Below are 26,667 nucleotides of genomic sequence, written 5' to 3'. Positions count from 1 at the left end.
TGAGTTGTGGGCTGGGGAAACGGTCCGCCCAGCTGGGCGGAGATGGAGCGGGTGCTGTCCGGGCGCTCCGGACGGACGAATCCCGATGGGGTGGTCCGGGGCGACGGCGGCGACAGCCCGGCGTGGTCGCGCAAGCGCGGCGAGTACCGGCCCGAGCCGGTGCTGCGCGCCGCGGAACCGACGGTCCCGTACGCGGAGCTGCACGCGCATTCGGCCTACAGCTTCCTGGACGGCGCCAGCCATCCGGAGGAGCTGGTGGAGGAGGCGGTGCGGCTCGGTTTGGCGGCGATCGCGCTCACCGATCACGACGGCTTCTACGGCACTGTCCGCTTCGCCGAGGCGGCCAAGGAGTGGGGGATGCCCACTGTCTTCGGAGCCGAACTGTCGCTCGGCACGGCATCCGAACCCCATGTTCCCGGCACCGCGCGCGGACACGCCGCCGCGCCCGACTCGGCGCCGCGCACCGGCGCGGCGGACCCGGCCGGGCCGCACCTGCTGGTGCTGGCTCGCGGCCAGGAGGGCTACCGCAGGCTCTCCCGCGAGATCGCCGCCGCGCACATGGCCGCCGGAGAGAAAGGCATCCTGCGCTACGACCTCGACACGCTCACCGCGGCGGCCGATGGGCACTGGCACATCCTGACCGGGTGCCGGAAGGGCCACCTGCGCCGGGCGCTCGAGCTCGACTTGCGCGGCGGCGGCACTCGGCTCGAGCGCGCGGAAGCGGCGCTGCGTGACCTGACCGAACGCTTCGGAACCGACCGGGTGAGCGTGGAACTCACCCATCACGGCGTCCCGGAGGACGACGAGCGCAACGCTCACCTCATCGCCTTGGCCGATCGTCTCGGCCTGCCCGTGCTCGCCACCACCGGGGCGCATTTCGCCGCGCCCGGCCAGCGTCGCCGAGCCATGGCGCTGGCGGCGATCCGGGCCAGGCGGAGCCTGGACGAGATCGCGGGCTGGCTGGCCCCGGCGGGCGGCGCGCACCTGCGGTCCGGGGCGGAGATGGCGCGGTTGTTCGCCGACTGCCCGCAGGCGGTGGCGAACGCGGCGGCACTGGCTCGCGAATGCGCCTTCGACCTGAAGCTGATCGCCCCGCACCTGCCGCCCTTCGACGTGCCCGCCGGACACGACGAGCAGTCCTGGTTGCGCGAACTCACCATGGCGGGCGCCGCGGCGCGCTACGGGCCGCCGGAGCAGAACCCGGACGCATACCGGCAGATCGAGCACGAACTCGCGGTGATCGGCAAGCTGGAATTCCCCGGCTACTTCCTGGTGGTGCACGACATCGTCAGCTTCTGCAAGAACAACGACATCCTCTGTCAGGGTCGTGGCTCGGCGGCCAACTCCGCGGTCTGCTACGCGATCGGCATCACCAATGTCGATCCGGTGCGCAACCAATTGCTGTTCGAGCGCTTTCTCTCCCCGGAGCGCGACGGTCCGCCGGATATCGATGTCGACATCGAATCCGACCGCCGCGAAGAGGCGATCCAGCACGTCTACCGCAAGTACGGCCGCGAGTACGCCGCGCAGGTGGCCAACGTGATCACCTATCGCGGCAAGTCCGCGGTGCGCGATGCCGCACGGGCGCTGGGTTTTTCGCCCGGTCAGCAGGACGCGTGGAGCAAGCAGGTGAGCCGCTGGATGGGGGTCGGCGCCGAGACGAACACCGACATCCCCGCCGAGGTCCTGGAACTGGCCGCCGATATCGAGGGGTTGCCGCGGCATCTCGGCATCCACTCCGGCGGCATGGTGATCTGCGACCGGCCGATCGCCGACGTCTGCCCGGTGGAGTGGGCGCGCATGCCCGGCCGCAGCGTCTTGCAGTGGGACAAGGACGATTGCGCTGGCATCGATCTGGTGAAGTTCGACATGCTCGGCCTCGGCATGCTCTCCGCGCTGCACTACATGATCGACCTGGTGCGCGAGCACAAAGGCGAGACCGTCGAGCTGCACTCGCTCGACCTGGCCGAACCCGAGGTCTACGAGATGCTCTCGCGCGCGGACTCGGTCGGCGTCTTCCAGGTCGAGTCGCGTGCGCAGATGGCCACCCTGCCCCGGCTGCGGCCGCGCAGCTTCTACGACCTGGTGGTGGAGGTGGCGCTGATCCGTCCCGGCCCGATCCAGGGCGGTTCGGTGCATCCCTACATCCGCAGGCGCAACGGTGTGGAGGACGTCGTCTACGACCATCCGGCGCTGAAGAACGCGCTGGAACGCACGCTCGGCGTGCCGCTGTTCCAGGAGCAGCTCATGCAGATGGCCGTCGACGTCGCCGGATTCACCGCCGTCGAAGCCGACCAACTGCGCCGCGCCATGGGCTCCAAGCGGTCACCGGAACGCATGAAGCGCCTCGAGGCGCGGTTCTACCAGGGCATGCGCGAATGTCACGGCATCACCGGCGAAGTCGCCGACCGCATCTACGAGAAGCTCTACGCCTTCGCCAATTTCGGCTTCCCCGAGAGTCATTCGCAGAGCTTCGCCGCGATCGTATACTACTCGGCCTGGTTCAAACTGCATCATCCCGCCGCCTTCTGCGCGGGTCTGCTGCGCGCCCAGCCGATGGGGTTCTACTCGCCGCAGTCGCTGGTCGCCGACGCGCGCAGGCACGCGGTCGCGGTGCACGGCCCCGACGTCAACGCCAGCAGGGCCGAGCCCACCCTCGAGGCGAAGGGCACCGAGGTGCGCCTCGGTCTCGCCGCGATCCGCCAGATCGGCGACGACCTCGCCGAACGTATCGTCACCGCCAGGGCGGAGCGGCCCTACACCTCCTTCCTCGACCTGACCGGGCGGGTGGAACTCACTGTCGCCCAGGCGGAATCGCTCGCCACGGCGGGCGCGCTCGGCAGCCTCGGCAGCACCCGCCGCGAAGCGCTCTGGGCGGCGGGCGCCGCCGCGGGCGAGCGCCCGGGCCGGTTGCCCGGTACCGGCGCGGCCACCACCGCGCCCGCCCTGCCCGGGATGAGCGATCTGGAACTGGCCGCCGCCGACGTGTGGGCCACGGGCGTCTCGCCGGGCAGTTATCCGACGGAGTTCCTGCGCCCGCACCTCGACACGCTCGGCGTGATACCGGCCTCCGGCCTGCTCGCCGTGCCCGACGGCTCGCGGGTACTGGTGGGCGGCGCGGTGACGCACCGGCAGCGTCCCGCCACCGCCGAGGGCGTCACCTTCCTCAATCTGGAAGACGAAACCGGCATGGTGAACATCGTCTGCTCGCTTGGGCTGTGGCGGCGGTACCGGCGTCTCGCCCAGGGCGCCGGCGCTCTGCTCATCCGCGGCCGGGTGCAGAATGCCGAGGGTGTGGTGAGCGTGGTCGCCGAACATCTACAGCGCATGGATCTGCGGATGGCGTCCAAGTCGCGCGACTTCCGTTGAGCCGGTGCATTAAAGAAGTATTAGAAGCGTTCTAGGAAACGGTTATGCGGGGCTGTTCGCGCAGCGTAAAAGGCTACTGTGCCAGGCATGAGGAAGCTTGCTGTGCTGTGTGTCGGCGTGCTGGGGTTGAGTCTGCTCGCCGGCTGCGGTGCCGATAACCCCCAGCCCGCTCGAGACCGGACGTCGACGGCGATCACCGGGCCCGCCGCCCCCGCGCTCGTGCCGCCGGGAGCACACGAACTGGCGCCCCCGAAGCGGGACAACAACTCCGGCGGCGAGCCCGTGTCCCTGCGCAAGGAAGTGGTCACCGGCAGCGTCGAGATCACCGCGGGCGCGCCCGTCGCCGCCGCGGGCACGATCATCGACCAGGTGCGCGCCGCCGGTGGCCGGGTCGACAGCCGCACCGAGCAACCCGGGACCGACGACACCGAGCCCAGCGCCACGCTCGTCGTCCGGCTGCCCGCGGACAAGACCGACGCGTTCATCGCGGACCTCGGCGGGGTCGGGCAGGTCACCCGGGTCACCACCAACCGCGACGACGTCACCATGCAGTGGGAGGACCTGGACGCGCGGATCAAGGCACTGCAAGCCTCGGTCGAGCGGCTGCGCGCGCTCATCGCGGGCGCCACCAGCACCTCCGACCTGCTCGCCGCCGAACAGGCGCTGTCCAGCCGCCAGGGCGAACTGGACAGCCTCACCGCGCAGAAGCGGCGGCTCGACGACCAGGTCGCCCTGTCCACGCTGACCATCGAGATCACCACCGATCAGAAGAAGCCCGGCGACGACCCCGACAGCTTCTGGGACGGCATCGTCTCCGGCTGGAACTCCCTGGTGGACTGGCTGCGGGACGCGGTCGTGTTCAGCGGCAAGGCGATTCCGTGGCTCGGCTTCCTGGCGGTGGCGGCCGCCGTGCTGTGGGGCATCGTGCGCCTGGTGCGCCGCCGTCGGAAGCCCGTATCGGGTGCGGGAGAATCAGCGCCCGCGAAGTCCGCGAGCAGCGCCGCCGAGGGCGCGGAAACCAGCGCAGGAGGCAAGCGTGCCGACGGTGGTCAGGGCGACGATCAAACCGAACAGCCGTAAGGGCCCGCTGGTGGAAACCCTCGACGACGGCAGCCTGCACCTGTACGTGCGGGCTCCGGCCGTCGAGGGCAAAGCCAACAAGGCGGCCATCGAGTTGCTCGCCGAACACTTCGGAGTCGCCAAGTCCGCCGTCCGGCTGACGGCGGGCGCGACAGCGCGCTTCAAACGATTCGAGATCGACCTACCCTGAAAACGCTGTCTCGCTGTGGGTTCCGCCCAGCCGATGGACGGAGCGGATCAGACGCCGCCGGGGAAGCCGAGTTGACGCCAGGCTTCGTAGACGGTCACCGCGGCAGCATTGGAGAGGTTCATGGAGCGACGGCCGGGCACCATCGGGATGCGCAGCCGGTCGGTGACGTGCGGGTCCGCCAGCACCTCCGCGGGCAGGCCGGTGGGCTCGGTGCCGAACAGCAGCACGTCGTTCTCGCGGTAGGCCACCTCCGTGAACCGAGTGGTGGCCTGCGTCGTGAACGCGAAGACCCGCTCCGGCCGCAACGCCTCCCACGCCGCCGCCAGATTCGCATGCACCGTCACCGACGCCAGATCGTGGTAATCCAACCCGGCCCGGCGCAACTTCGGCTCCGACAGATCGAACCCCAACGGCTCGATCAGATGCAGATGGCACCCGGTCCCCGCGACCAACCGGATCGCGTTGCCGGTATTCGGCGGAATGCACGGCTCGTGGAACATCAGATGGAACACGGGTGCCAGTCAATCAGGTGGGCGAGAGCGACCGACGATCAGTCGGGTAGCAGTCGGAGCGGCACCGGGTGACGGGTCCTGACCGCGCTGAAGTGTCGCCGATCCAGTGTTGCCACGTGCTTCACGTCAAGTCGTTCGGCGACGCCAGGACGGCGGCATCTACAGCACCGAGTGGGAAGTCGGCATACTTTCGCACCAACTCGGCCATCCGCAACAGATCTGTCCGGGTGAGATCGATGAGCTCGATTTCGTCGTTGGCGATGGATTCCAGGAACGTAGCCTCGGTAGAAGGCCCGACCCGCGTTTCCAAGAAATAGCAAACTTCTGCGAGAACTGGACTTGGGACCAGTAGCGGCCCGGGGTGTGTCTCGAGGAGATCGAGGCAGCGGCGATGATCCGCATCGTTCTTGTTGAGCACAGCGACCAGCGGACCTGTGTCGCAGACGATCACTCGGCTTGCCTACCACGTTCCTCGCGGAGCAGGTCTTCCGACCTTGCCGCCAGATCTGGCTCTGCGTGCATCATGCCGGCGAACGAGAGGCGTCGCCGCCGCTCGCCCGGCGGCTCGATGGCGGAGTTTCGCTCAGCGGTATCGGTGACGACCAACTGCAACGCGACAGCCCGCAGCGCATGCGCCTGGTCCGGGGTGAGCCGATCGACCAGACGATGTAGATCCTCGTACTCGAACGCTGCGGTCATGGGTTCGATTGTAGTGAGGACTGCACGCTATAGCGTTGCCTACGCACTACCCTTGCCTGCCGCTGGATAGTCCGGCCTTTCGCGGCGCGGCCGACGTTCCGCGAGTGGTGATCCTCAGTTCGTGGAACATCAGACTCGGGCTGGTTCCGATCGGGCTCGGTGACCTCCGGCGGACCGACGGGGGTGGTCTGCAAGAATCGGGGGGTGACCGATGCCGACGCGCCTGTCTCGGGGCGCCGCAGTGCGGGGGCGCAGTTTCTGCGCTCCCATCTGCCGATGGTGGTTGTGACGCTGGTCATCGTGGTGGCGGTGGTGTTCGTCGCGTCCGATCGGTGGCGGCGCGGGGCGTTCTTCTTCGGTGGTGCGACGCTGCTGGCGGCGGCGTTCCGGCTGTGCCTGCCGACCGCGCGGGTCGGGCTGCTCGCGGTGCGCAGCAAGCCCTTCGATGTCGGCGCGCTTACGCTGCTCGGTTCGAGCATCCTGTTCCTGGCGGCCACGATCAACACGCTCGGCGTCGGCTGACCGCTCGGGAAGGGCGACCCGGCCGGGTCGCCCATCGGGGTCAGCGGGCGGCCGCGTATCGCTCGGCGAAAACCGTCCGCTCGTGCGGACGGCGGCCGGGATGGGGTGGAACGGTGTCGCTGTAGCCGACCGTGACCAGGACCGCGACCGCCAGATCGGCACGACCGCCGACACCGACGGCCTGCTTCACCAGTTCGGCGTCCCAACCGTTCATCGGGGCCGAGGCCAGTCCGAGGCCGGTGGCCGCCAGCATCGCGTAGGTGGCCGCGATCATCGCGTTCTTCACCGCGTTCTCCCGCAGCAGGCCGTGTCGTTCCAGCGCGTGATACTCCGCGCGGGTGTCGAACATGGCGGTGAAGTCGGCGTTCCACGCGCCGCTGCGGCCGGCGAGTTCGGCGATATCGGCATTGCCCGCTCGCCAGGCGTCGACATCGGCGAGGAAGACCAGCACCACCGGCGCCTCGAGCGGTTGGGGCTGACCGAACGCCGCTTCGTGCAGGGCGCGGCGGCCGGCTTCGCCGGTCACCACGACGACCGACCGGTCCTGCATGTTCCAGGCGCTCGGGGCCTGCATGGTCAGGTCGAGGAGTTCTTCGAGCAGCTCCGGCGCTACCGGATCGGTCCGGTAATGCCGGACGGTGCGGCGGGTACGAATGGCTTCGGCAACCGAAAGCGTCTGCGTTTCCATGATTCTTACTATCGGAGAGTGACACTCGAATAGAAAGAAGGCACTAAATAGTGCGCTACACTCCGAAGGGTGCCTACATACCTCGAAGGTTCCGGTCTCCCTGCGGACGTGTACTCCGCGAAGTGCCCTACGCGGGAGGTTCTCGACCACATCGCGGGCAAATGGACGGTGCTGATCATCGACGCACTCGCAGACGGCACCATGCGCTACACCGATCTGCGCAACCGCATCGAGGGCATCTCCCAGAAGATGCTGACGCAAACTCTGCGGCAATTGGAGGCGGACGGATTCGTCACGCGCACAGTGCATCCGACGGTCCCGCCCCGGGTCGACTACACCCTCACCGACCTCGGCCACAGCCTGCGCACACCGATCGCGGCGCTGCGGGATTGGATCGAAAGCAACATCAACCGGATCGAGGCGGCGCGACGAGGCGCGGCGCTCTGAACGCCGGGCAGACAGTGCTCGGAACGTCGCGCGTGGACGTTTCGACGCGGCGGATCTTCAGCGTTCGGGTCGCACACCCGCCCGGGCTAGTCGCATGGTCTCGGTCAGCAGCTTCGAGACCGCCGCCGCCTCGGTGAGGAATCCGTCGTGCCCGTCGCGGGAGTGCACGACTTCCAGTCCGTCGCAACCGGGCAGCAGATCGGCGAGTTCCTGCTGGGTCCGCAGCGGGTACAGCCGGTCGGAGTCGACGCCGCCGACCACGCACGGCACCGGCGTCGCCGCGAGCGCCGCCTCGATGCCGCCCCGGCCCCGGCCAACGTCGTGCCGGTTCATCGCCTCGGTCAGCAGCACGTAGGTGGCGGGATCGAAGCGCTTGCACAGCTTTTCGGCCTGATGGTCCAAGTAACTCTGCACCGCGTAACGGCCGCCGTGCCACGGGTCCTCGTCGCCCTGGGGCTTGTTCTCGAACCGGTGGTCGAGCTCGAATTCGGTGCGGTAGGTCAGGTGTGCGATCCGCCGGGCCAGGGCCATGCCCGTCAGCGGGGCGCGGCCGGTGCCGTGATAATCACCGCCCTGCCAGTCCGGATCGGCCTTGATCGCCGCGATCTGGGTGGTCTGGGTACCGATCTGGTCGGCGGTGGCGCGGGCGCCGACCGCGAGCACCAGCGCCGCCGCGACCCGCTCCGGTGCGCCGACCATCCACTCCAGCACCCGCATGCCGCCCATCGACCCGCCGACCACGGCGGCGAGCCGCTCGACGCCGAGCAGGTCGAGCAGAGCGGCCTCGGCGGTCACCTGATCGCGAATGGAGATCTCGGGAAACCGCGCGCCCCAAGGCTCCCCGTCTGGCGCGGGACTCGACGGCCCGGTGCTGCCCTTGCAGCCGCCGAGCACGTTCGTCGCGATCACACACCATTCGTCGGTGTCCAGCGGAGCACCCGGGCCGACCATGCCGTCCCACCAGCCGGGCATCTCGTGTACGTCGTCGGGCCTGCCGACAACGTGCGAGTCGCCGGTCAGGGCGTGTTCGACCAGCACGATATTGTCCAGCCCGGGGGAGAGCTCGCCCCAGCGCTGCACCGCGAGGTGGACGTCCGGGATCACCGCGCCGTTCTCCAGTCGCACGTCCCCGATGGCGATGGTGCCGAACTGTCCATCCGGGGGCGGCAGGACGTTGCCGGAGGTCCGCGTGCTCGGTTCGGTGCTCACGGTCACGTCGCCGCCGTCGCGAAGCCGGCGCGTAGATCGCCCGGAATGTCCAGGGTGGCGGCCACGCGGCTGTACGGCGCTGCCGGGGCCTGCTCGGTCCCGGGCGCGGTGAATTCACTCATGGTTTGCTCCCAAAAGGTGTTCGCCGGTACAGCAAGGGTTAGCGGTGTGTGGGTAACGAACAACAACACATGCCGGCGACCTCCTGTTACGCGCTTGCTCCCGACTCTCGGGAGCCAGGTCATCACCCGGAGCACCCCACCGCGGTTGGAGGGTTGCCGACCAGCGAGCCGGGGCTTGGCGCTGGTACTCATAACCTGCCCGGCATCATAACCGGCGGGCGGTCGGCGTCCGAAATCCTCCGCCGAACTCACTGGTCCGCGACGGTCGCCGCCCCGCAGCAGGTGCGTACGAATTCGTCGTACGCCTCGGTGAACGCGGTGCGCCCCGCCCTGGTCGCGGTCGCCAGGTCCTCGTCGAGGAACGCGTCGTCGGAGCACTCCATGCCGATGTGGCCGATCAGTTGCCAGGTGCCGACGAGTAGCCGCACCGCGCGCGCGTCCGGTTCGGTGCCGAGGCGCTCGGCGACCACCGCCGCGATCGCCGTGTTCTTGTCGTCGGCGAGTTCCGTGCTGCGCGCGCTGACAGAGGGGCTGCTGCGCAGGATTCGTTGCATCTTCTGGAACTGCCGGAACGACAACGGGTCGGCCTCGCCACCCTCGGCGGCTTGATCGACCACGTGCAGGAAGGCCGCGCGCAGCGCCTGTAGCTCGTTGCCCGTGCGTGGCTGCTCGCGCAGCGTCTCGGCGATCGTGCGCCCGAAATCCTGGACCGGCCCGAGGACGATGTCCTCTTTGCTCTCGAAATAGCGGTTGATCGTGCGCGGCGAGACGTCCGCCACGTTGGCGATCTGCTCGATCGTGGTCGCGTCGAAGCCCTGCGTGTCGCACAGATCCAGGGCGGCCGCGATGATGCGCAACCTCGTCTGCTGCTTCTTGCGTTCGCGCAGCCCTGGGGTCGCGGGGGCGCTCGCGACGCGGTCGGCCGCAGCGCTCGCGCCTATCGGCGTCGATGACTCGAGCATGACCCCATGGTAACGCAACCTGTTGTTTTCCTGTCCTTAACGGTCAAATGTCGTACTACGACATTTTTCGCTTGACGACAAATGTCGCTCGATGACAGGATGGCTTCCGACATCGAAGGACGAGGAGACGACCGTGACGGAACCCGGGACAGCGGCGCACGCGCCGCGGAAATCGGCCGCTTCAGCGCGCTGGCTCGCGCTGACAGTGATCGCATTGGCCCAGCTCATGGTGGTGCTGGACGCCACAATCGTGACCATCTCGCTGCCGTTCGCGCAGCGTGATCTCGACATCAGCGACGGCAACCGGCAATGGATGCTCACCGCCTACACGCTGATCTTCGGCGGCTTGCTGCTGCTGGGCGGCAGGCTGGCCGACTACCTCGGCCGCCGCCGGATCTTCATCGTCGGCCTGATCGGCTTCGCGGGCGCTTCGGCGCTGGCCGGGCTCGCTCAAACCGGGGCGGAACTGTTCGCCGGGCGCGCGTTGCAGGGCGCGTTCGCGGCGCTGCTGGCTCCGGCCGCGCTCTCGCTGCTGTCGGTGACCTTCACCGAGCCCGGAGAGCGGGCCACCGCGTTCGGCGTGTTCGCGGGCATTTCCGCGGGCGGCGCGGCGCTCGGCCTGATCGCGGGCGGCGCGCTCACCGAGTACGCGTCGTGGCGCTGGTGCCTGCTGGTCAACACGCCGATCGCGCTGCTCGCGCTGGTCGGGGCGCTGGCATGGGTGGCGAAGGACGTGCCTGCGCCGCGCAGCGGGGGATATGACGTGCCCGGTGCCGTCACGGTGACGCTCGGCCTGATCGCCATCGTCTACGGCTTCAGCCGCGCCGCCGACGACGGCTGGCTGGCAGGCAGCACCTTGGGGCTGCTCGTCGTCGGACTGGCTCTGCTCGTCGCCTTCGTGGCGATCGAACGGCGCTCCTCGAACCCGCTGCTGCCACTGCACATCCCGGGTGAGATCAACCGCGGCGGCGCCTTCCTCGCAGCGCTGCTCATCCCGATCGCGATGTTCGCGATGTTCCTGTTCCTGAGTTTCTACTTCCAGATCACGCTCGGCTACTCCGCGCTGAAGGCGGGCTTCGCGTTCCTGCCCTTCCCGGCGGGCATCGCGATCTCGGCGGGCGTCACCAGCGCTTTGCTGCCGAAGCTCGGCCCGCGTCCGCTGATGCTGGCCGGCGCCGTGCTGGGCGTCATCGGTCTGCTGCTGCTGGCCCAGCTGAGCTACGGTGACAGCTTCCTGGCCGGGGTGCTGCCCGCGCAGGTGCTCATCGCGCTCGGTATGGGTCCGTTGTTCGTCGGGATGCAGACGGTCGCGCTGCATCAGGTCGAGGAAGAGGACTCCGGCGTCGCCTCCGCGCTGCTGAACGCGGCACAGCAGGTCGGAGGCGCGGTCGGGACGGCGCTGCTGACCACGATCTCGGTGCAGGTCGCGAAGTCCTTCGCGCAGGACAACCCGGGTATCGACAACCTGGCCGCGCAAGCCGCGATCCACAGCTACGACGTGGCCTTCTACGTCGGCGCCGGGTTCTTCCTCGCGGCCGTCCCGATCATCGCGCTGATGATCCGGGACCGGCCGGAGAACCTGATCGAAGGTTCCGAGGAGGGGGCCCGGATCCCGGTCGGGGTCTGATTCGCCGCGAACGAGGTCCGCGCGACGCCGGTTCGGCCGCGCGGACCTCGTCGTCTGCCGGATGGTTGCCGGGGTCGGACGGAAGGCGGATCATGGCGACGACGGCGGTTGCTTGAACGCCCTTCGCGGTGCTCGGAGCCGTCGCCGACCTACCAATCGGTAACAAAGGTGGCGCAGCTCACTCCGGGGGCTGCCCGTGCGGTGAGGACTCGGGCAGCAGTACGCTCGTCTTGTTTGCACCACACGTCTCGCCGACAACGCGGGACATATACGTTGTCTGTTGGAACAGCTGGGGTCCGCTCACAAGCGTGTTCGCCTGGCCGTGCAATGAGGGCACCATCCTAGGAGGACACGAAGATCCATGTCCAAGATCAAGGTTGAAGGCACCGTCGTAGAACTCGACGGCGACGAGATGACCCGGATCATCTGGCAGTTCATCAAGGACAAGCTGATCCACCCCTATCTCGATGTGAACCTGGAGTATTACGACCTGGGCATCGAGTACCGCGACAAGACAGACGACCAGGTCACCGTCGACGCCGCCGAAGCCATCAAGCGGCACGGTGTCGGTGTGAAGTGCGCCACCATCACCCCGGACGAGGCGCGGGTCAAGGAATTCGGCCTCAAGAAGATGTGGCGTTCGCCCAACGGCACCATTCGCAACATTCTGGGCGGCACCATCTTCCGCGCGCCGATCATCATCTCGAACGTTCCCCGGCTCGTTCCCGGCTGGACCAAGCCGATCATCATCGGCCGCCACGCGTTCGGTGACCAGTACCGCGCCACCGACTTCAAGGTGTTCCAGGGCGGCACCGTCACCTTGACCTTCACCCCGGACGACGGCAGCGAGCCGATCGTGCACGAGGTCGTGAAGATGCCAGAGGACGGCGGCGTCGTCATGGGCATGTACAACTTCCGCAAGTCCATCGAGGATTTCGCGCGGGCGTCGTTCAACTACGGCCTGCAGCAGAACTACCCGGTGTACATGTCGACGAAGAACACCATCCTGAAGGCCTACGACGGCATGTTCAAGGACACCTTCCAGGACATCTTCGACGCCGAGTTCAAGAGCCAGTTCGACGCCGCGGGCCTGACCTACGAGCACCGCCTCATCGACGACATGGTGGCCTCCTCCATGAAGTGGGAGGGCGGCTACGTCTGGGCGTGCAAGAACTACGACGGCGACGTGCAGTCCGACACCGTGGCCCAGGGCTTCGGTTCGCTCGGCCTGATGACGTCGGTGCTGCTCACCCCGGACGGGCAGACCTGTGAGGCCGAGGCCGCGCACGGCACCGTCACCCGGCACTACCGCCAGCACCAGCAGGGCAAGCCGACCTCGACCAACCCGATCGCGTCCATCTTCGCCTGGACCCGAGGGCTCGAGCACCGCGGCAAGCTGGACAACACCCCGGAGGTCATCGGCTTCGCGCAGACCCTCGAGGACGTCGTCATCAAGACCGTCGAGGGCGGCCAGATGACCAAGGACCTCGCGCTGCTCGTCGGCGGGGATCAGGGCTACCTGAGCACCGAGGAATTCCTCGGCGCCCTGGACGCCAACCTGGCTCGCGCACTGCGCTGAGTTCGCGGGCGCCGACAAGGCGCCGAACCGCGGGGCCGAGCCGTGTCGCTCGGCCGACTCCGGCGCTGGGTGCTCACCCAGCGCCGGGCTGCACATCGGGCACCCGCCCCACCCACCGGTGGAACGGGTGCCCGCACTGTTTCGCGATCAATGCGCTCCGGCTTCGTCGCGGCGGGAATGCCGGCGCGCCGCTTCGTTCGCACCGCTCAGCGCGCGCTGACTTCGGCGGGGTCGAGCAGGCCCACCAGCGCCCGGGTGAAGCTGGCCGCCCCGTTGCCGCGTTCGACCTCCGCCTCGAACAGCCGCAGCAGCGGATCGAGCAGGACGGTCGCCACGCCCTGCCCGCGACTCGTGGTCAGGATGTTGGACAGACCTGCCCGATTGACCTCGAGGTCGGAGAAGTTGACCGGGAATTCGCGCGAGTCGATCTCCGCGGCGAGCACCGGCAGCATGTCCAGCAGCGCGCGCAACCACGGCACCAGGAAGCCCTCGGTGAACTCGCCCGCGGTGAAATCCTCGCCGGCCACCATCGCGACGGCCTGGAAGAATCCGCCGAACATGCCGTACATGCCGGCCAGCACGGCCATGTCGTGCAATCCGGCCAGGCCCGCGTCCGCACCGAGATATGTCGCGTTCCCGAGTTCGGCGATGGTCGCGCCGTGCTCGGCCTGGGCGACGGGGGAGCCGCTGTACATCAGCAGGGTGTCAGGTGTGCCGAGGGTCTGCGGGACGCCGAGGATGGCGCCGTCCAGGAAATGGCCGTCGCGTGCGTCGATGGCTGTGAACAACTCCCGCGCCTCGTCCGGGCGGCCGGTCGCGACATTCAAGATGGTGCGGCCGTCCAGCCCGCCGGGAACCGAGCCGAGCAGGGTCGCCGCCGCTTCGGTGTCGGCCGGCGCGGACACGACGAGTCTTCCCGCCGCGATGGCTTCGGCCGGTGACACCGCTCGTGTCGCGCCGAGTTCTTCGAGTCCGGTTCCCTTGTCCGCCGAGCGGTTCCACACGGTGGTCGGATGACCGTTGCGTAGGAAGATCTCGGCGATCGTCGCGCCGATGCGCCCCAGGCCGAGGACGGTGACCGGCGTCCGGTTGTCGTTCATTGGTTCCTCCGTCGATGCGTGAAGTCGGGTGGGCGCCCGCAGACCAGTGTCGGCGCACCCGACCATCGGCAGTGAGTGGCAGGACTGACCGCTATCGAACGTTTACTGCCATAAGCTGGTCGGCATGACCGGTAGAACCGTCGCCATGGCGATCGCCCCGGGAGCCCTGCACCCGTGGGATCTGTACGAACTGGGGGTGGTGGCCTCGATTTTCGGCACGCCACAGCCGGATCTCGCCGATCCCTGGTACGAGCTGCGGGTCTGCGCGGTGACCTCGGCACCGGACACCCAGCCGATGGGCTTCGGCGCGTTCCTGCGTCCGGAGCACGGTCTCGCGGAACTGCTCGACGCCGACACGGTGATCGTCCCGTCCGTCGCGCAGGACTGCGTCACCGCCGAACGCGAACTGCCCGCCGAGCTGCTCGATGCCTTGGCCGAAGCGCATCGCCGGGGCGCCCGCATGGTCGCGCTGTGCGACGGCACCTTCGCACTGGCCGCGGCCGGACTCCTGCACGGCCGCCGGGTCACCGCGCATTGGGAACACGCGCCGCTGCTGGCCGAGCGTTATCCGGGCATCGAGGTCGACGGTTCGGTGCTGTATGTGGACGGCGGGGACATCCTCACCAGCGCGGGCATGACCGCCGCGCTCGATCTCTGCCTCCATCTGGTGCGCCGCGACCTCGGCGCCGCCGTCGCCAACCGGCTGGCCCGCCGCATGGTGATCCCGCCGCACCGCTCCGGCGGGCAGGCGCAGTTCGTCGACCTGACGATTCCGGCGCGTGCCGAGGACGACCTCGGTCCGGTGCTGCAATGGGCCATCGCCCACCTCGACGAACCGCTCACCGTCGAGACACTGGCGGCCAAGGCGAACATGAGTCAGCGAACCTTCCATCGCCGCCTGCAACGATCCACGGGCGCGACCCCCATGCAATGGCTGCTCGGCCAGCGCCTCGCCCATGCGCAATCCCTGCTGGAAGCCACCGATTACGGCATCGAGCGGATCAGCCGGATGTCCGGTCTCGGCACCGCCACCAACCTGCGCCGCCACTTCTCCGGTGTGGTCGGGGTATCGCCCGCCGAATACCGGCGGACTTTCCGGGGCGGCGAGCCAGGGGACGCGCGACGGGTGTAGCGGCCCAGGACGATTCGCGGGGTTGACCAGCGTCGTTCATCGACGTCACGGTGGGCGAACTCACGTTCGCCCGGGAAGCGGATACGGGCCGGGACCGGTTACATGAACACGTGACCAGCCCCGTGATGACCAGCACCGCCGCCCCACCCGGACGAACCGCTTGGCATGTACCGGCCATGCTGGCACTGGCCCTCGGCGGATTCGGGATCGGGACGACCGAATTCGTCACCATGGGTTTGCTGCCGGACATCGCCTCGGACATGCACGTCTCCGAGCCCACCGCGGGGCACGCGGTGTCGGCCTACGCGCTCGGCGTGGTGATCGGCGCGCCGTTGATCGCCGCGCTGTGCGCGCGGGTGGCACGCAAGCGGCTGCTCATCGTGCTCATGGCGGCGTTCACCGTGGGCAACGCGGCGACCGTGGTGGCGCCCTCGTTCGAGACGCTGGTCGTGGCGCGGTTCGTCTCGGGTTTGCCACACGGCGCCTACTTCGGCGTCGCCTCGCTGGCCGCCGCCACTCTCGCCCCGGCGGGACAGCGGGCCAAGGCGGTTGCGGCGGTTATGCTGGGGTTGAGCGCCGCCAACGTCGTCGGCGTTCCCGCAGCTACCTGGCTCGGGCAGCATCTCGGCTGGCGCGACGCGTTCGTGGTGGTCGCTTTGATCGGTGTCTGCACCGTGGCCGCGCTGCTGCGCTTCGTGCCGGTACTCACCGGCATCACCATGACCGATCCGGTGACCGAACTCGGCGCGCTGCGGCGTCCGCAGGTGCTGTTGACGCTGCTGGTCGGCGCGGTCGGATTCGGCGGCATGTTCGCCGTCTATACCTACATCGCGACCACGCTCACCGACGTCGCCGGTCTGCGGGCCGGGGCGGTCCCCCTGGTGTTGATGCTGTTCGGCGTGGGCATGGTGATCGGAAACATCGTCGGCGGCGTGCTCGCCGACCGTGGCGTGGACCGTGCCATCGCGGTGTCGATGGTCGCGATGACCGTCATCCTCGGTGGATTCGTCGCCGCCGCGCACAACCCCTATACCGCGGCCTTCGGCGCGTTGCTGGTCGGCGCATCCGGGGCCGCGCTGGCGCCCGGGCTGCAAACGCGTCTGATGGACGTCGCGGCGGATGCCCAGACCCTCGCCGCCGCCCTCAACCACGCCGCTCTGAATATCGCCAACGCCGCCGGAGCCTGGCTCGGCGGCCTGGTCATCGCCGCGGGCCTGGGTTACACGGCCCCGGCCGTGGTCGGCGCCGCCTTGGCCGCGACCGGCGTGTTGCTGTTCGCGGTGACGGTCTGGACCGCGCGGAAATCGCGGGACCGAACAGCGGGCGGCGCGGTGGCAGTGCCGCAGTAGCGCTTTCGCTCGCCTGACAACGCGCGGGCGGGCGGCGGTGGAAGCGGCGGAATCCGGACTCGCCGCTGAGGACTATTCGGCGGGGCGGCCGGCGAGCGCTCGGCCCGCGATCTCGTGCAGGTGCGCCGAGGCGCGGCGCCACCGGCGACGGGCGCGTTCGTCGTCCGGATCGACGAAATTAGAGATCAGGATGCCGCGCAGCGCGTCCATGGCCGTGTAGATGAAGTCGCGCGCCTCCTTGCGGCGCACGTCGTCCGGCACGAAGCGGGCGACCGCCAGCAGGACGGCGTTGTTGACGAACGGCTCGACCTTCTCCATCGCCGCGGCCAGCACCGGATCGGTGCGTCCGGCCACCCACAGTTCGACGGTCGCGATGAACAGCGGACCCTGGTGCAGGTCCCACAGGAACTCCAGCGCCGCCGTCACCGGATCGTCACCGGCTTCCACCCGCGACATCTCCCGCATGGCGGTCTCGGCACGCAACTGCGCCAGATGACTGATCGCGGCCACCACGAGATCGGTTTTCGAGCCGAAGTGATGCACTTGGGCCCCGCGAGTCACCCCCGCGCGTTCGGCCACCCGTGGCGTGGTGGTGCCGGAGTATCCGTACTCGACCAGACAGTCCACCGTCGCGTCCAGCAGGCGGGTGCGCATCTCGGTGCTGCGCTGCTCCTGCGTCCGGCGCTGCTGCTTCACGACTACGCTCCTGGCCATCGCTCGATCTTACACTTACATACATTGCTGTATGTTCTGGTCGGCGCAGGGGATGCCGCCATGGCTCGGAAATCGTCCGACGTGCGCTTCTCCGCCCCTGCGACTGTCACCCTCGTCGATCGACCGGCGATTATCTGATCAGATCGATCCAGCACGGTAATCAAAGAACATGCATGTCGCACTGTATGTAGCAGGTGAGACGCAATCGGCTGGTTACCGACATGGAGCTTGCGCTGCCACGCCAACCCCTTGCCAACTTACATACAACCTTGTATGTTTGTTTTCACTCGTTCGGCCGCCTCGCGGCGTACGTACAAACTGAGGAGTTCGATGGCGAACAAGGTCTACGTGGTCGGTGTCGGGATGACGAAGTTCGAGAAGCCGGGCCGCCGCATGGTCGAGGAAGCCGACGGCACCACCCGCGCGTGGGACTACCCGGACATGGCCCGGGAATCGGGAAGCAAGGCGCTCGCCGACGCGGGAATCGACTACAACCTGGTGGAACAGGCCTACGTCGGTTATGTCTACGGCGAATCCACCTGCGGGCAGCGTGCCGTCTACGAACTCGGCATGACCGGCATCCCGGTGGTCAACGTGAACAACAACTGCTCCACCGGTTCCACGGCGCTGTACCTCGCCGCGCAGGCGATCCGGGGTGGTCTGGCGGAATGCACGCTGGCGCTGGGCTTCGAGAAGATGCAGCCCGGCTCGCTCGGGTCCACCTGGGACGACCGCGAGCAGCCCATGGCCAAGCACATCATGGCGCTGGCGGAGATCTCCGAGGTGCTGTTCCCGGTGGCGCCGTGGATGTTCGGCGCCGCGGGACGCGAGCACATGAAGCAGTACGGCACCACCGCCGAGCATTTCGCCAAGATCGGCTACAAGAACCACAAGCACTCGGTGAACAACCCGTTCTCGCAGTTCCAGGACGAGTACACCCTCGACGACATCCTCGCCTCGCGGATGATCTACGACCCGCTCACCAAGCTGCAATGCTCGCCGACCTCCGACGGGTCCGGTGCGGTCATCCTCGCCGGCGAGGACTTCGTCGACGCCCACGACCTCGCCGGGCAGGCGGTGGAGATCGTCGGCCAGGCGATGACCACCGACTTCGCCTCGACCTTCGACGAGACCGCCAAGAACCTGATCGGCTACGACATGAACGTCCAGGCCGCGCGGAAGGTCTATCAGCAAGCGGGGCTCGGCCCGGAGGACTTCCAGGTCATCGAGTTGCACGACTGCTTCTCGGCCAACGAACTGCTGCTCTACGAAGCGCTCGGCCTGTGCGGCGAGGGCGAGGCCGGACAGCTGGTCGACGACGGTCAGACCACCTACGGCGGCAAATGGGTGGTCAACCCCTCCGGCGGCCTGATCTCGAAGGGGCATCCGCTGGGCGCGACGGGGCTCGCCCAGTGCTCGGAGCTGACCTGGCAGCTGCGCGGCGCCGCGGACAAGCGGCAGGTGGACGGCGTCACGGCCGCCCTGCAACACAACATCGGTCTGGGCGGCGCTGCCGTCGTCACCGCCTACCAGCGCGCCGATCGCTGACGCGGCCCGGCCGCGGACGAACTCGACGAGGAGTCGACACATGGGACACATCGAAGCCACCAAAGATGTCAACGCCGCCCCGGAAGCTTTGTGGGCGGTCGTCTCCGACCCGCAGACCTGGGACAAATGGTTCACCATCCACGAGCGCTTCATGGAGGAGCCGCCCGCCGTGCTCACCGAGGGCGTCAAGCTGGTCGCCAAGATCGTGATGCTCGGCATGGCGAACAAGCTGGAGTGGACCATCGTCTCGGTGGACGCGCCGCACAAGCTCACCCTCGGCGGCACCGGCATGGCCGGGGTGAAGACCGAGTTCACCTTCGACATCCGGCCCAACGGCGAAGGAAGCAGCATCATGGTGTCCGGTGATTTCGAGGGCGCCCTGATCAAGGGCGCGCTGGGCAAAGCGGTGGAGAAGGACGGCATCAAACAGCTGGACCGATCACTCGAACAACTCGACGCCCTGGCCGCAGCGGCATGAGCGGTCAGGCCCGGAGGCGGCAGCGGAGCGTGACCACGCAGGGCCCCCGCTCATGCCGAATCGGACACGGCATGAGCGGTCAGGCCCGGAGGCGGCAGCGGAGCGTGACCACGCAGGGCCCCCGCTCATGCCGAATCGGACACGGCACGAGCGGTCAGGCCCGGAGGCGGCAGCGGAGCGTGACCACGCAGGGCCCCGCTCATGCCGGAGAGGATTCGGCATGAGCGGTCAGGCCCGTGTCGTCGAGTTCGACGACAGTGGTTTGGAAACCTGGTCCGGCGAGGAGCGTTTCGAGGTCACCGCCGAACGCCTGGCGGAGTACGCGGCCGCGACGAACGATCCGATCGCCGCGCATCTGGCCGGTACGGTGGCCGCGCCGGTGTTCGCCATCGTCCCGGTCTTCGAGGCCATGATGATGCCCGTCATCGATGTCGCGCCGATGGACATCTTCGGCCGGGTCGTGCACGGAGAGCAGGACTTCCACTTCCACCGCGCGATCCGGCCCGGCGACCGGCTGGTGTCGCGCGCCAAGGCGATCGGCTACACCAGCCGACCCAACGGGACCACCATCACCATCCGCATCGAATGCCGCACGGACGCGGGCGAACCGGTCAACGACCAATACCTGACCGCCTTCTTCCGCAATATCGACGCGGGCGCGACGGTCGGCGCGGCCGCTCCGGCGCACAAGTTCGACGAACGGCTGCGCGAGCAGGATCCGGTCGCCGTGGTGGCGCAGCACGTGGACCACGACCAGACCTTTCGTTACGCACCGGCTTCCGGTGATCCGGTGCCGCTGCACCTGGACGAGCAGGTTGCCAAGGATGCCGGACTGCCCGGCATCATCGCGCACGGGTTGTGCACCATGGCGTTCGCGTCCTGGGCGGTGCTCACCGAGGTCGCGGAGTCGGATGTGCATCGGCTCAGGCGGTTCGCGGTGCGCTTTTCCAAACTGGTCTTCCCCGGTGACGATCTGGAGACCCGCATCTGGAAGGCAGGCTCCTCCGACGGGATCACCCGCTACGCGTTCGAGACCGTGCGCGGCGACGATGTCGTGCTCAGCGACGGACTGGCCGAGATCGCCGACTGATCCTCCAGCGGCGGCACGGACTCCGCCGCCTTCTTTCCCATCGCCGGATTCGGCGCGACTTCAGGAGACAACACATGGGCGTACTGGACGGACGGGTCGCCGTCATCACCGGTGCTGGTCGCGGCATCGGCCGCGAGCACGCGCTGCTGTTCGCGAAGGAGGGCGCCGCGGTGGTCGTCAACGACCTCGGCGGCAGCAACGCGGGCGAGGGGACCGACAACGGTCCCGCCCAGGATGTGGCGCGCGAGATCGTCGCCGCCGGGGGCAAGGCGGTGGCCAACACCGACGACGTCGCCACCTGGGACGGCGCGCAGAAGCTGGTGGAACAGGCGGTCACCGAGTTCGGCGGCCTCGACGTCGTGGTCAACAACGCGGGCATCCTGCGCGACGCCTTCCTCGCGGGCATGTCCGAAGCGCAGTGGGACGCGGTGATCGCCGTGCATCTCAAGGGGCACGCCGCGGTGCTGCACCATGCCGCCGCGTATTGGAAGCAGCAGTCCAAGGCGGGCAATCAGCCCGATGCCGCGGTGATCAACACCGCATCGGCGTCCGGCACCACCCTGCCCAACCCGGGCCAGGCCAATTACGGCGCGGCCAAGGCCGCGATTGCCGCCCTGACCCTGGTGGCCGCCGACGAGCTGGCGCGCTACGGCGTGCGGGTCAACGCGATCGCGCCGATCGCGCGCACCCGGCTCACCCTGGCCACTCCCGGCATGGGCGAGATGCTGGCGGCCGAGGCGGAGTCGTCCGAGGGCGGGTTCGACGCCTTCGCCCCGGCCAATATCGCGCCGCTGGTCGCGTACCTGGCCGCCGAGACGTGCCCGATCACCGGCAAGGTGTTCGCGGTGCAGGGCGGCGCGATCTCCGAGCTGGCCGGTTGGCACGATGTGAAGACCATCGAGACCGAGGGTCCCTGGCTGATCGACGACATCGCCGCCCGGCTGCCCTGATCTCGGGGAATGTGAGGAGAACGACGATGTTCGAATGGTCCGAGACCGATGTGCTGATCCGCGATGCCGTCCGGGGGTTCATCGACAAGGAGATCCGTCCCAACCTGGACGCGCTCGACAGCGGTGAACTGCCGCCGTACCCCGTCATCCGGAAGTTGTTCCGCGAGTTCGGGATCGACGTGATGGGCGGCGAGGCCGTGCAGAAGATGCTGGCCATGGAGGAGGCGCGGGCGGCCGCCGTGGGTGCGGGGGAGCCGAAGCCGGAGAAGAAGGCCTCCGGCTCGAGTCCGTTCGCCGGACAGGAATCGCTGATGGCGGTGCTCATCGGTGAGCTGTCCGGGGTGTGCATGGGCCTGGTCACCGCGATGGGCGTGAGCATCGGTCTCGGCGCCACCACGATCATGTCGCGGGGCACACTGGCGCAGAAGCGGCGCTGGCTCGAGGGCATCGTCACCATGCGGAAGGTCGCGTCCTGGGCGATCACCGAACCGGACTCCGGTTCCGACGCGTTCGGCGGCATGAAGACCTACGTCAAGCGCGACGGGGAGGACTATCTGCTCAACGGTCAGAAGACCTTCATCACCAACGGTCCCTTCGCCGACGTGATGATCGTCTACGCGAAGCTGGACGACGGCGCGGGCGGTGACAAGCGCGAACGCAAGGTGCTCACCTTCGTGCTCGACAAGGGCATGCCGGGCCTCACCCAGGGCAAGCCGTTCAAGAAGATGGGCCTGCATTCCTCCCCGACCGGTGAACTGTTCTTCGACAACGTGCGCGTCGGCCGCGACCGGCTGCTCGGCGAGACCGAGGAGCACAAGGGCGGCGACGGCCGCGACAGCGCCCGGTCCAGCTTCACCGCCGAGCGCATCGGCGTGGCCTTCATGGCGCTGGGCATCATCAACGAGTGTCATCGGCTGTGCCTGGAGTACGCCAAGAGCCGCAAACTCTGGGGACAGGAGATCGGACGCTTCCAACTGGTCCAGCTGAAGCTGGCGAAGATGGAGATCGCGCGGATCAACGTGCAGAACATGGTGTTCAACACACTGGAGCGGGGCCGCGCGGGCAAACCCCCGACCCTGGCCGAGGCCTCCGCGATGAAGCTGTACGCCTCCGAGGCGGCCACCGAGGTGGCGATGGAAGCGGTCCAGCTCTTCGGCGGCAACGGCTACATGACCGAGTACCACGTGGAGCAACTCGCGCGCGACGCCAAGTCGCTGATGATCTACGCGGGCAGCAACGAGATCCAGGTGACCCACATCGCGAAAGGACTACTCGCGCAGTAATTTCGAGCTGCGCCACCGCGCTCGCCGGGCAAGCGGTTGCGCAGCCATGCCCGGCCGTTCGAACGAAGCGCGACACAGCTTCGGCCGCCCGCGACCGGCCTGTCCGCCGTCTCACCGCTCGGGTGTCCGGCGATCTTCGCCGACCGCCGTGATCACGGCGCGGCGAAGTCGCGGCCGAACTACACAGCGCGCAACCGCGTGCGGCTGGCGTACACGTGCTCGGCGATGAGGGTGGCGATGCGGTCGGGCGCTTCCAGCATCGGCACGTGGCCGACGCCGTTGACCAGGATGCGGTCGGCGGATTCGGGCAGTTCCTTCAGGTAGCGGCGTGCGTAGACGCGGTTGGGGATGACCCGGTCGTACTCCGCGAGCAGCAGCCGGACCGGCGTCCGCAGGGTGGACAGGTCCTCCTGGGCCGGCGCTCGCATCGCGCCGAGGATCATCGGCACCATCGCCGGGCAGTGCAGTGCGGCGGCGAGGGCGGCGGCGGCGTCGCGGCGGGAGACCGCGGAGGCCTGCTTGCTCAGCGCGAGCAGCGCGATCCGCTGGGCGAGGGGGTTGCCGATCGCGAATCCGCCCAAGCGCTTGCCGATCTGGACGATCGGCACCAGCGAGAGGAATTTCAGGTTGATCCGCCACTGGGTCAGCGAGGGCGCGTGCCAGCCGCCCGCGGGCGCGATGAGCGTCAAGGTACGGGCGCGTCCGCGGCGGGCGAGTTCGACGCCGACCAGCCCGCCGAGGGAGTTGCCCGCGATATGGCAGGTGCGCCAGCCCAGTTCGTCGAGCTGATCACAGATCCCGTCGGCCAGCGTCGACACGTTGACCGCCGGGCCCTCGGCGGGCGCACCGCCCCAGTGCCCCGCGAACGCGGGCGCGAACACTTCGCAGTGCGTCGACAGCCGCGCGGCGGTCTGCTCCCAGCAGTGCGGCGACATCATGAATCCGTGCAGCAACAGCAGGGGATCGCCGGAACCCACATGCAGTGCCTTGACCGGCTGTGGCTGTTTCGCCGGGGTTGAGCCGCGCGCGGCGGCGGAGGACTGGGAGGTGTCGGACGACATCGTCTTCACCCCTTCCTGGACGGCAGTGTCCGGGGGACTTCATCTGACCAGCATTGTACGGTCGTGAGGTGCCGTATATCTCGACAGTGAACGTGAACGGTGTCCGCGCCGCCGCGGGCAAGGGGCTGCTGGCCTGGCTCGCGGCCACCGAAGCCGACGTCGTGTGCGTGCAGGAGACCCGCGCGACCGACGAGCAGGTCCGGGCCGCGCTGGCTCCCGCGCTCGACGCGGGATGGCAACTGTCGCACGCCGAGCCGGAGTCGAAGGGCCGCGCCGGTGTCGGCATCCTGTCCCGGCGGATGCCCTGCGCCGTGCGAGTCGGCTTCGGCAGCAGCGAGTTCGCCGCCGCGGGACGCTATCTCGAGGCCGACTTCGACGACGTCACCGTGGCCAGCGTCTACGTGCACTCCGGCGACGCGGGCACGGTGCGCCAAGACGAGAAGTACCGCTTCATGGCCGAACTCGGCGCCTATCTCACCGCGCGAACCGGGGACTTCGTGGTCGCCGGGGACTGGAACATCGCGCACACCGAGCGGGACTTGAAGAACTGGAAAGGCAACCTGAAGTCGGCCGGCTTCCTGCCGCAGGAGCGGGCGTGGATCGATGAGCTGCTGGCGGCGGGCTACGTCGACGTGGTGCGCCACCTGCATCCCGGGGTCGACGGCCCGTACAGCTGGTGGTCCTACCGGGGACGCGCGTTCGACAACGACACCGGTTGGCGCATCGACGCGGTCTACACAACAGAGGGTGTCGCATCCCGCGCCGTGTCGGCACGGGTGGAGCGGGCAGCGACGTACGCCGAGCGTTGGTCGGACCATGCTCCGGTCACGGTGGAGTTTGCGGAGAAGGTTCCCGCACCGCTGACCAGCGAATACCCCCTACACGGTCACGGTCACGGGCGGGGCGTACGAGCGTCCAGCGCCTTGCGGATCAGCTCTCGTGCAGCGTCGCCGGTGACGGACTGACCGGCCAGGACATCGAACGTCCGGTGATAGACCGCTATCTCTCGCGGCTGAGTGATCGACAGCTCTGCTGTGATGTTTTCGACCAGGACACGGCTCGAATCGAACATCAGGAACGACGTGGTAGCCGTCTCGAACGGTGCCAGCATCGGCACGATTCCGAGCGTCACACGTGGCATACCTTGGACAGCTGAGAGCCGGTCGAGCTGGCCGACCATCGTCTGATCGTCGCCAACGGTGGTGTACAACGCTTGTTCACCGATGACGAAGTGGAACAAGTGATCCCGTTGATACAAGACTTGTTGCCGCTGCATCCGCTTGGATACCCCCGCGTCCAGATCGTTCGGAATCTGCTGGAACTCGATTACCTTCCGCAGGATGCCCGTCGCGTAGTCGGCGGTCTGTAGAAGACCGGGAACCAAGACCGGTTCGAACGATCGGATGATCCGAGCTTCGGATTCCCACTTGATCGACGCTTGCTGTCTGCGCTTGGTTCCGGTACCGAGAATCTTCCGCCATTCGAGGTACGCGGTATCTATGCTCTGCCGCGCCGCGTGGAGGTCTGCTAGTTGGTCACCCGCGTTGCAGTGTCGGCAGTACGCCGAGATGTCCTCTAGAGACGGTCGTATCCGTGCGTATTCGATCTTTGAGACCTTGCTGGCGTCCCATCCGCTACGGCGTGCCAACTCAGCACCGGACAACCCAGCGGCAACACGAATACCCCGGAGTTGTGCCCCGAGATATTCGCGCTGCTGGTCAACTGAACCGGTCACTGTGTCACGTACTCCGGAAACGGAGTGGCCAGAGGCCAGAACCGGGCTCGGAGCCCGCGACAGTACGCGGCGATGTGCGGGTCGGTGGTTACCGCACCCGACCAGCCTCCGGATTCACCGAATGCCGAGTAGATGACTTGATCGTCATCGAACAACCAGAAATCATCTGGCGGGACTTCCCCGGCGAGATGCCGGGGCAGATACCGAATGTCCTCGCCTGCCCGTACGTTGAGCGCTGCCACGGCAAGCGCGAACCGGGTGTAGTCGGTGTGCGGTTGGGTGACGATTCGTACCCGTGTGACGGCCACGCCCCGGCTGGTCGTCTCCTGTACCAGCTCTGTCCACGGTTGGAACCATGTGTAGTCATCCGGTTCGTCTGCCAGGAATCGCCGGAACGGTTCATGCTCGTTCGGTTCGGCGTACGAGTCGAGTACTTCGAGGTGAAACGCTTCCCGCTTGCAGGTCCGGAGTAGGTGCGGGAACCCTTCATCGGGCACAAGCAGCACCGTAAAACGTCCTTTCTAGCTTCGGAACCTCGATAGCGGTTTCGTCGTCGGCAATGTCGAGCTGTGCGAGTAGTCCCGGTTCGGTGACCGGCCGACCGGTGAGCCGGAAAGTTCCCCGGCCGGTGTCGGTCAACGTCGCACCGATGAACGTATCCGGTTCCAGGAAACCGAGTAGCAGGTGTGGCAACTCGACGGTATCGGGCCGGTCTGTCTTCCATGCTTGGACGACGTACCCGACGGGGTCGTTCGCCAGCAAGGTAGGGCACCCGTTGTTGGTGCTTCCGCCTTTGCCCAGGAAACGTAACGGCATCTGTGTACCTCCGGATCATGTCGTGCACGAGGTTGCACGTACGTGATCGATGGTGGCTCAAAGATACTGGGTGCACACTGGGAATATCGGATTCGTGCACGAATGAGCATGATCGTGGACCGGCTCGGTAGTCGGTCCTTAGCGTCGTTTCCGGCCCCCGTGACATGTGACGCCAACCGGTCACGGGGCGCCTACCACTGGCCTACTACAGGGGTTGAAATGACCGCAGACGGAGACCAACAACGCAGGGGCGCAGCGCTTTACCCGTTCCCCGGTGGTGTGTTCGAACGGTGGGATGACACCGACGACGCAGAGCCGGGCGTGTATGTCGAGTTCCACCACCCCCGGCAGTCATGTAACGACGCTCGGACGTTCGACCCTGATGAAGCGCAACGACTCGGTTTG

26 protein-coding genes, 1 pseudogene and 1 riboswitch are annotated in these 26,667 nt (G+C 67.9%); of the genes and pseudogenes, 15 read left to right on the top strand and 12 right to left on the bottom strand.

The genetic code is table 11. The annotated features are described in order from the left end of the window. The first annotated feature begins 6 nt into the window (after positions 1–6). The 3 genes from ABZ420_RS26920 (at position 7) to ABZ420_RS26910 (ending at position 4,639) form a co-directional block, all read left to right on the top strand. Positions 7–3,369 carry an error-prone DNA polymerase gene (locus ABZ420_RS26920; protein WP_357128145.1) on the top strand — a complete coding sequence of 1,121 codons (3,363 nt, stop codon included), beginning with the start codon at positions 7–9 and terminating at the stop codon, positions 3,367–3,369. 87 nt (positions 3,370–3,456) lie between these two features. Further along, on the top strand, positions 3,457–4,449 hold the full coding sequence (locus tag ABZ420_RS26915; protein WP_357128142.1) for a DUF4349 domain-containing protein: 993 nt from the start codon (positions 3,457–3,459) through the stop codon (positions 4,447–4,449). Next, a complete protein-coding gene (locus tag ABZ420_RS26910) occupies positions 4,406–4,639 on the top strand; it encodes a DUF167 domain-containing protein (protein ID WP_357128139.1) in 234 nt (77 codons plus the stop codon). Before ABZ420_RS26915 ends, ABZ420_RS26910 begins: the two co-directional genes overlap by 44 nt. Before the next feature lie 47 nt (positions 4,640–4,686). Here ABZ420_RS26910 and ABZ420_RS26905 read toward each other — a convergent pair whose 3' ends face one another. From ABZ420_RS26905 to ABZ420_RS26895, 3 genes are all read right to left on the bottom strand, one after another. Continuing rightward, positions 4,687–5,151 carry a tRNA (cytidine(34)-2'-O)-methyltransferase gene (locus tag ABZ420_RS26905; RefSeq protein WP_062973267.1) on the bottom strand — a complete coding sequence of 155 codons (465 nt, stop codon included), beginning with the start codon at positions 5,149–5,151 and terminating at the stop codon, positions 4,687–4,689. A gap of 121 nt (positions 5,152–5,272) precedes the next feature. Then, positions 5,273–5,569: a PIN domain-containing protein gene (locus ABZ420_RS26900; protein ID WP_357128136.1), complete on the bottom strand. Its 297-nt coding sequence runs from the start codon at positions 5,567–5,569 to the stop codon at positions 5,273–5,275. A gap of 29 nt (positions 5,570–5,598) precedes the next feature. Further along, a complete protein-coding gene (locus tag ABZ420_RS26895; RefSeq protein ID WP_357128133.1) occupies positions 5,599–5,850 on the bottom strand; it encodes a hypothetical protein in 252 nt (83 codons plus the stop codon). Between the two features lie 276 nt (positions 5,851–6,126). Between ABZ420_RS26895 and ABZ420_RS26890 the strand changes: the two genes are divergently transcribed. Further along, a complete protein-coding gene (locus ABZ420_RS26890) occupies positions 6,127–6,372 on the top strand; it encodes a DUF3017 domain-containing protein (RefSeq protein ID WP_051174893.1) in 246 nt (81 codons plus the stop codon). Positions 6,373–6,412: 40 nt separating this feature from the next. Here the strand turns inward: ABZ420_RS26890 and ABZ420_RS26885 are convergent, their stop codons facing one another. After that, positions 6,413–7,060, bottom strand: coding sequence for a nitroreductase family protein (locus tag ABZ420_RS26885; RefSeq protein ID WP_357128130.1), 648 nt, complete (start codon positions 7,058–7,060; stop codon positions 6,413–6,415). Between the two features lie 69 nt (positions 7,061–7,129). On the opposite strand from ABZ420_RS26885, the gene ABZ420_RS26880 reads away from it, so the two are divergent. Next, positions 7,130–7,507, top strand: a complete 378-nt coding sequence (locus ABZ420_RS26880) for a helix-turn-helix domain-containing protein (protein ID WP_040864986.1) — start codon at positions 7,130–7,132, stop codon at positions 7,505–7,507. Between the two features lie 57 nt (positions 7,508–7,564). On the opposite strand, the gene ABZ420_RS26875 is transcribed toward ABZ420_RS26880, so the two are convergent. Both ABZ420_RS26875 and ABZ420_RS26870 read right to left on the bottom strand, forming a co-directional pair. Further along, on the bottom strand, positions 7,565–8,722 hold the full coding sequence (locus ABZ420_RS26875) for a homoserine O-acetyltransferase (protein WP_357128128.1): 1,158 nt from the start codon (positions 8,720–8,722) through the stop codon (positions 7,565–7,567). A gap of 201 nt (positions 8,723–8,923) precedes the next feature. Then, a riboswitch (SAM riboswitch) is annotated at positions 8,924–9,034 on the bottom strand. Between the two features lie 52 nt (positions 9,035–9,086). Continuing rightward, on the bottom strand, positions 9,087–9,800 hold the full coding sequence (locus ABZ420_RS26870; protein WP_357128125.1) for a TetR family transcriptional regulator: 714 nt from the start codon (positions 9,798–9,800) through the stop codon (positions 9,087–9,089). Positions 9,801–9,933: 133 nt separating this feature from the next. Between ABZ420_RS26870 and ABZ420_RS26865 the strand changes: the two genes are divergently transcribed. Continuing rightward, positions 9,934–11,427, top strand: a complete 1,494-nt coding sequence (locus tag ABZ420_RS26865) for an MFS transporter (protein ID WP_357128122.1) — start codon at positions 9,934–9,936, stop codon at positions 11,425–11,427. A 361-nt stretch (positions 11,428–11,788) separates the two neighbouring features. Beyond that, entirely contained in the window at positions 11,789–13,006 is a 1,218-nt protein-coding gene (locus ABZ420_RS26860) for an NADP-dependent isocitrate dehydrogenase (RefSeq protein ID WP_040864988.1), read from the top strand. 206 nt (positions 13,007–13,212) lie between these two features. Here ABZ420_RS26860 and ABZ420_RS26855 read toward each other — a convergent pair whose 3' ends face one another. Further along, positions 13,213–14,106 (bottom strand): NAD(P)-binding domain-containing protein, encoded by an 894-nt coding sequence (locus ABZ420_RS26855; protein WP_357128119.1) that lies wholly within the window; start codon positions 14,104–14,106, stop codon positions 13,213–13,215. A 124-nt stretch (positions 14,107–14,230) separates the two neighbouring features. Here ABZ420_RS26855 and ABZ420_RS26850 point away from each other — a divergent pair, with 124 nt between their 5' ends. After that, positions 14,231–15,238, top strand: a complete 1,008-nt coding sequence (locus ABZ420_RS26850) for a helix-turn-helix domain-containing protein (RefSeq protein ID WP_357128116.1) — start codon at positions 14,231–14,233, stop codon at positions 15,236–15,238. A gap of 125 nt (positions 15,239–15,363) precedes the next feature. Further along, entirely contained in the window at positions 15,364–16,587 is a 1,224-nt protein-coding gene (locus ABZ420_RS26845) for an MFS transporter (RefSeq protein WP_357128183.1), read from the top strand. A 72-nt stretch (positions 16,588–16,659) separates the two neighbouring features. Here the strand turns inward: ABZ420_RS26845 and ABZ420_RS26840 are convergent, their stop codons facing one another. Next, the gene (locus ABZ420_RS26840) at positions 16,660–17,301 is read right to left on the bottom strand and encodes a TetR/AcrR family transcriptional regulator (RefSeq protein WP_062973275.1); all 642 of its coding nucleotides are present in this window, start codon (positions 17,299–17,301) and stop codon (positions 16,660–16,662) included. A gap of 330 nt (positions 17,302–17,631) precedes the next feature. On the opposite strand from ABZ420_RS26840, the gene ABZ420_RS26835 reads away from it, so the two are divergent. The 5 genes from ABZ420_RS26835 (at position 17,632) to ABZ420_RS26815 (ending at position 22,650) form a co-directional block, all read left to right on the top strand. Then, on the top strand, positions 17,632–18,849 hold the full coding sequence (locus ABZ420_RS26835; RefSeq protein WP_357128114.1) for a lipid-transfer protein: 1,218 nt from the start codon (positions 17,632–17,634) through the stop codon (positions 18,847–18,849). Positions 18,850–18,889: 40 nt separating this feature from the next. Beyond that, positions 18,890–19,327, top strand: coding sequence for an SRPBCC family protein (locus ABZ420_RS26830; RefSeq protein WP_357128111.1), 438 nt, complete (start codon positions 18,890–18,892; stop codon positions 19,325–19,327). Between the two features lie 220 nt (positions 19,328–19,547). Beyond that, positions 19,548–20,417, top strand: a complete 870-nt coding sequence (locus tag ABZ420_RS26825; protein ID WP_357128108.1) for a MaoC/PaaZ C-terminal domain-containing protein — start codon at positions 19,548–19,550, stop codon at positions 20,415–20,417. Between the two features lie 74 nt (positions 20,418–20,491). Next, a complete protein-coding gene (locus ABZ420_RS26820; RefSeq protein ID WP_357128105.1) occupies positions 20,492–21,367 on the top strand; it encodes an SDR family oxidoreductase in 876 nt (291 codons plus the stop codon). A gap of 26 nt (positions 21,368–21,393) precedes the next feature. After that, on the top strand, positions 21,394–22,650 hold the full coding sequence (locus ABZ420_RS26815) for an acyl-CoA dehydrogenase family protein (protein WP_357128102.1): 1,257 nt from the start codon (positions 21,394–21,396) through the stop codon (positions 22,648–22,650). A gap of 179 nt (positions 22,651–22,829) precedes the next feature. Here the strand turns inward: ABZ420_RS26815 and ABZ420_RS26810 are convergent, their stop codons facing one another. Beyond that, positions 22,830–23,711 (bottom strand): alpha/beta hydrolase, encoded by an 882-nt coding sequence (locus ABZ420_RS26810; RefSeq protein ID WP_357128099.1) that lies wholly within the window; start codon positions 23,709–23,711, stop codon positions 22,830–22,832. A gap of 68 nt (positions 23,712–23,779) precedes the next feature. On the opposite strand from ABZ420_RS26810, the pseudogene ABZ420_RS26805 reads away from it, so the two are divergent. Next, positions 23,780–24,550, top strand: a pseudogene (locus tag ABZ420_RS26805) (exodeoxyribonuclease III); the annotation flags it as partial. Between the two features lie 53 nt (positions 24,551–24,603). On the opposite strand, the gene ABZ420_RS26800 reads toward ABZ420_RS26805, so the two are convergent. Genes ABZ420_RS26800 through ABZ420_RS26790 form a run of 3 tightly spaced genes read right to left on the bottom strand, consistent with a single transcriptional unit; the run spans position 24,604 to position 26,208 of the window. Next, complete coding sequence (locus tag ABZ420_RS26800; RefSeq protein ID WP_357128096.1) at positions 24,604–25,446, bottom strand: helix-turn-helix transcriptional regulator; 843 nt, start codon at positions 25,444–25,446, stop codon at positions 24,604–24,606. Next, on the bottom strand, positions 25,443–25,943 hold the full coding sequence (locus ABZ420_RS26795) for a DUF6879 family protein (protein ID WP_357128093.1): 501 nt from the start codon (positions 25,941–25,943) through the stop codon (positions 25,443–25,445). Before ABZ420_RS26795 ends, ABZ420_RS26800 begins: the two co-directional genes overlap by 4 nt. Then, the gene (locus ABZ420_RS26790) at positions 25,933–26,208 is read right to left on the bottom strand and encodes a hypothetical protein (protein ID WP_357128090.1); all 276 of its coding nucleotides are present in this window, start codon (positions 26,206–26,208) and stop codon (positions 25,933–25,935) included. The genes ABZ420_RS26795 and ABZ420_RS26790 overlap by 11 nt, the downstream gene beginning before the upstream one ends. Positions 26,209–26,667: the final 459 nt, after the last annotated feature.

This window comes from Nocardia sp. NPDC005745, assembly GCF_040630775.1.
In the GTDB taxonomy this organism is placed as follows: domain Bacteria; phylum Actinomycetota; class Actinomycetes; order Mycobacteriales; family Mycobacteriaceae; genus Nocardia.
The sequence above is the reverse complement of the archived record's forward strand: the minus strand, read 5'-3'. Positions and strand labels throughout refer to the sequence as shown.

Bases quoted from the DNA above. Each gene is read 5' to 3' on its own strand.
- ABZ420_RS26915 (WP_357128142.1), top strand. From the start codon at position 3,457: ATGAGGAAGCTTGCTGTGCTGTGTGTCGGCGTGCTGGGGTTGAGTCTG.
- ABZ420_RS26895 (WP_357128133.1), bottom strand. From the start codon at position 5,850: ATGACCGCAGCGTTCGAGTACGAGGATCTACATCGTCTGGTCGATCGG.
- ABZ420_RS26890 (WP_051174893.1), top strand. From the start codon at position 6,127: ATGGTGGTTGTGACGCTGGTCATCGTGGTGGCGGTGGTGTTCGTCGCG.
- ABZ420_RS26885 (WP_357128130.1), bottom strand. From the start codon at position 7,060: ATGGAAACGCAGACGCTTTCGGTTGCCGAAGCCATTCGTACCCGCCGC.
- ABZ420_RS26870 (WP_357128125.1), bottom strand. From the start codon at position 9,800: ATGCTCGAGTCATCGACGCCGATAGGCGCGAGCGCTGCGGCCGACCGC.
- ABZ420_RS26860 (WP_040864988.1), top strand. From the start codon at position 11,789: ATGTCCAAGATCAAGGTTGAAGGCACCGTCGTAGAACTCGACGGCGAC.
- ABZ420_RS26855 (WP_357128119.1), bottom strand. From the start codon at position 14,106: ATGAACGACAACCGGACGCCGGTCACCGTCCTCGGCCTGGGGCGCATC.
- ABZ420_RS26850 (WP_357128116.1), top strand. From the start codon at position 14,231: ATGACCGGTAGAACCGTCGCCATGGCGATCGCCCCGGGAGCCCTGCAC.
- ABZ420_RS26845 (WP_357128183.1), top strand. From the start codon at position 15,364: ATGACCAGCACCGCCGCCCCACCCGGACGAACCGCTTGGCATGTACCG.
- ABZ420_RS26840 (WP_062973275.1), bottom strand. From the start codon at position 17,301: ATGGCCAGGAGCGTAGTCGTGAAGCAGCAGCGCCGGACGCAGGAGCAG.
- ABZ420_RS26835 (WP_357128114.1), top strand. From the start codon at position 17,632: ATGGCGAACAAGGTCTACGTGGTCGGTGTCGGGATGACGAAGTTCGAG.
- ABZ420_RS26830 (WP_357128111.1), top strand. From the start codon at position 18,890: ATGGGACACATCGAAGCCACCAAAGATGTCAACGCCGCCCCGGAAGCT.
- ABZ420_RS26825 (WP_357128108.1), top strand. From the start codon at position 19,548: ATGAGCGGTCAGGCCCGTGTCGTCGAGTTCGACGACAGTGGTTTGGAA.
- ABZ420_RS26820 (WP_357128105.1), top strand. From the start codon at position 20,492: ATGGGCGTACTGGACGGACGGGTCGCCGTCATCACCGGTGCTGGTCGC.
- ABZ420_RS26815 (WP_357128102.1), top strand. From the start codon at position 21,394: ATGTTCGAATGGTCCGAGACCGATGTGCTGATCCGCGATGCCGTCCGG.
- ABZ420_RS26810 (WP_357128099.1), bottom strand. From the start codon at position 23,711: ATGTCGTCCGACACCTCCCAGTCCTCCGCCGCCGCGCGCGGCTCAACC.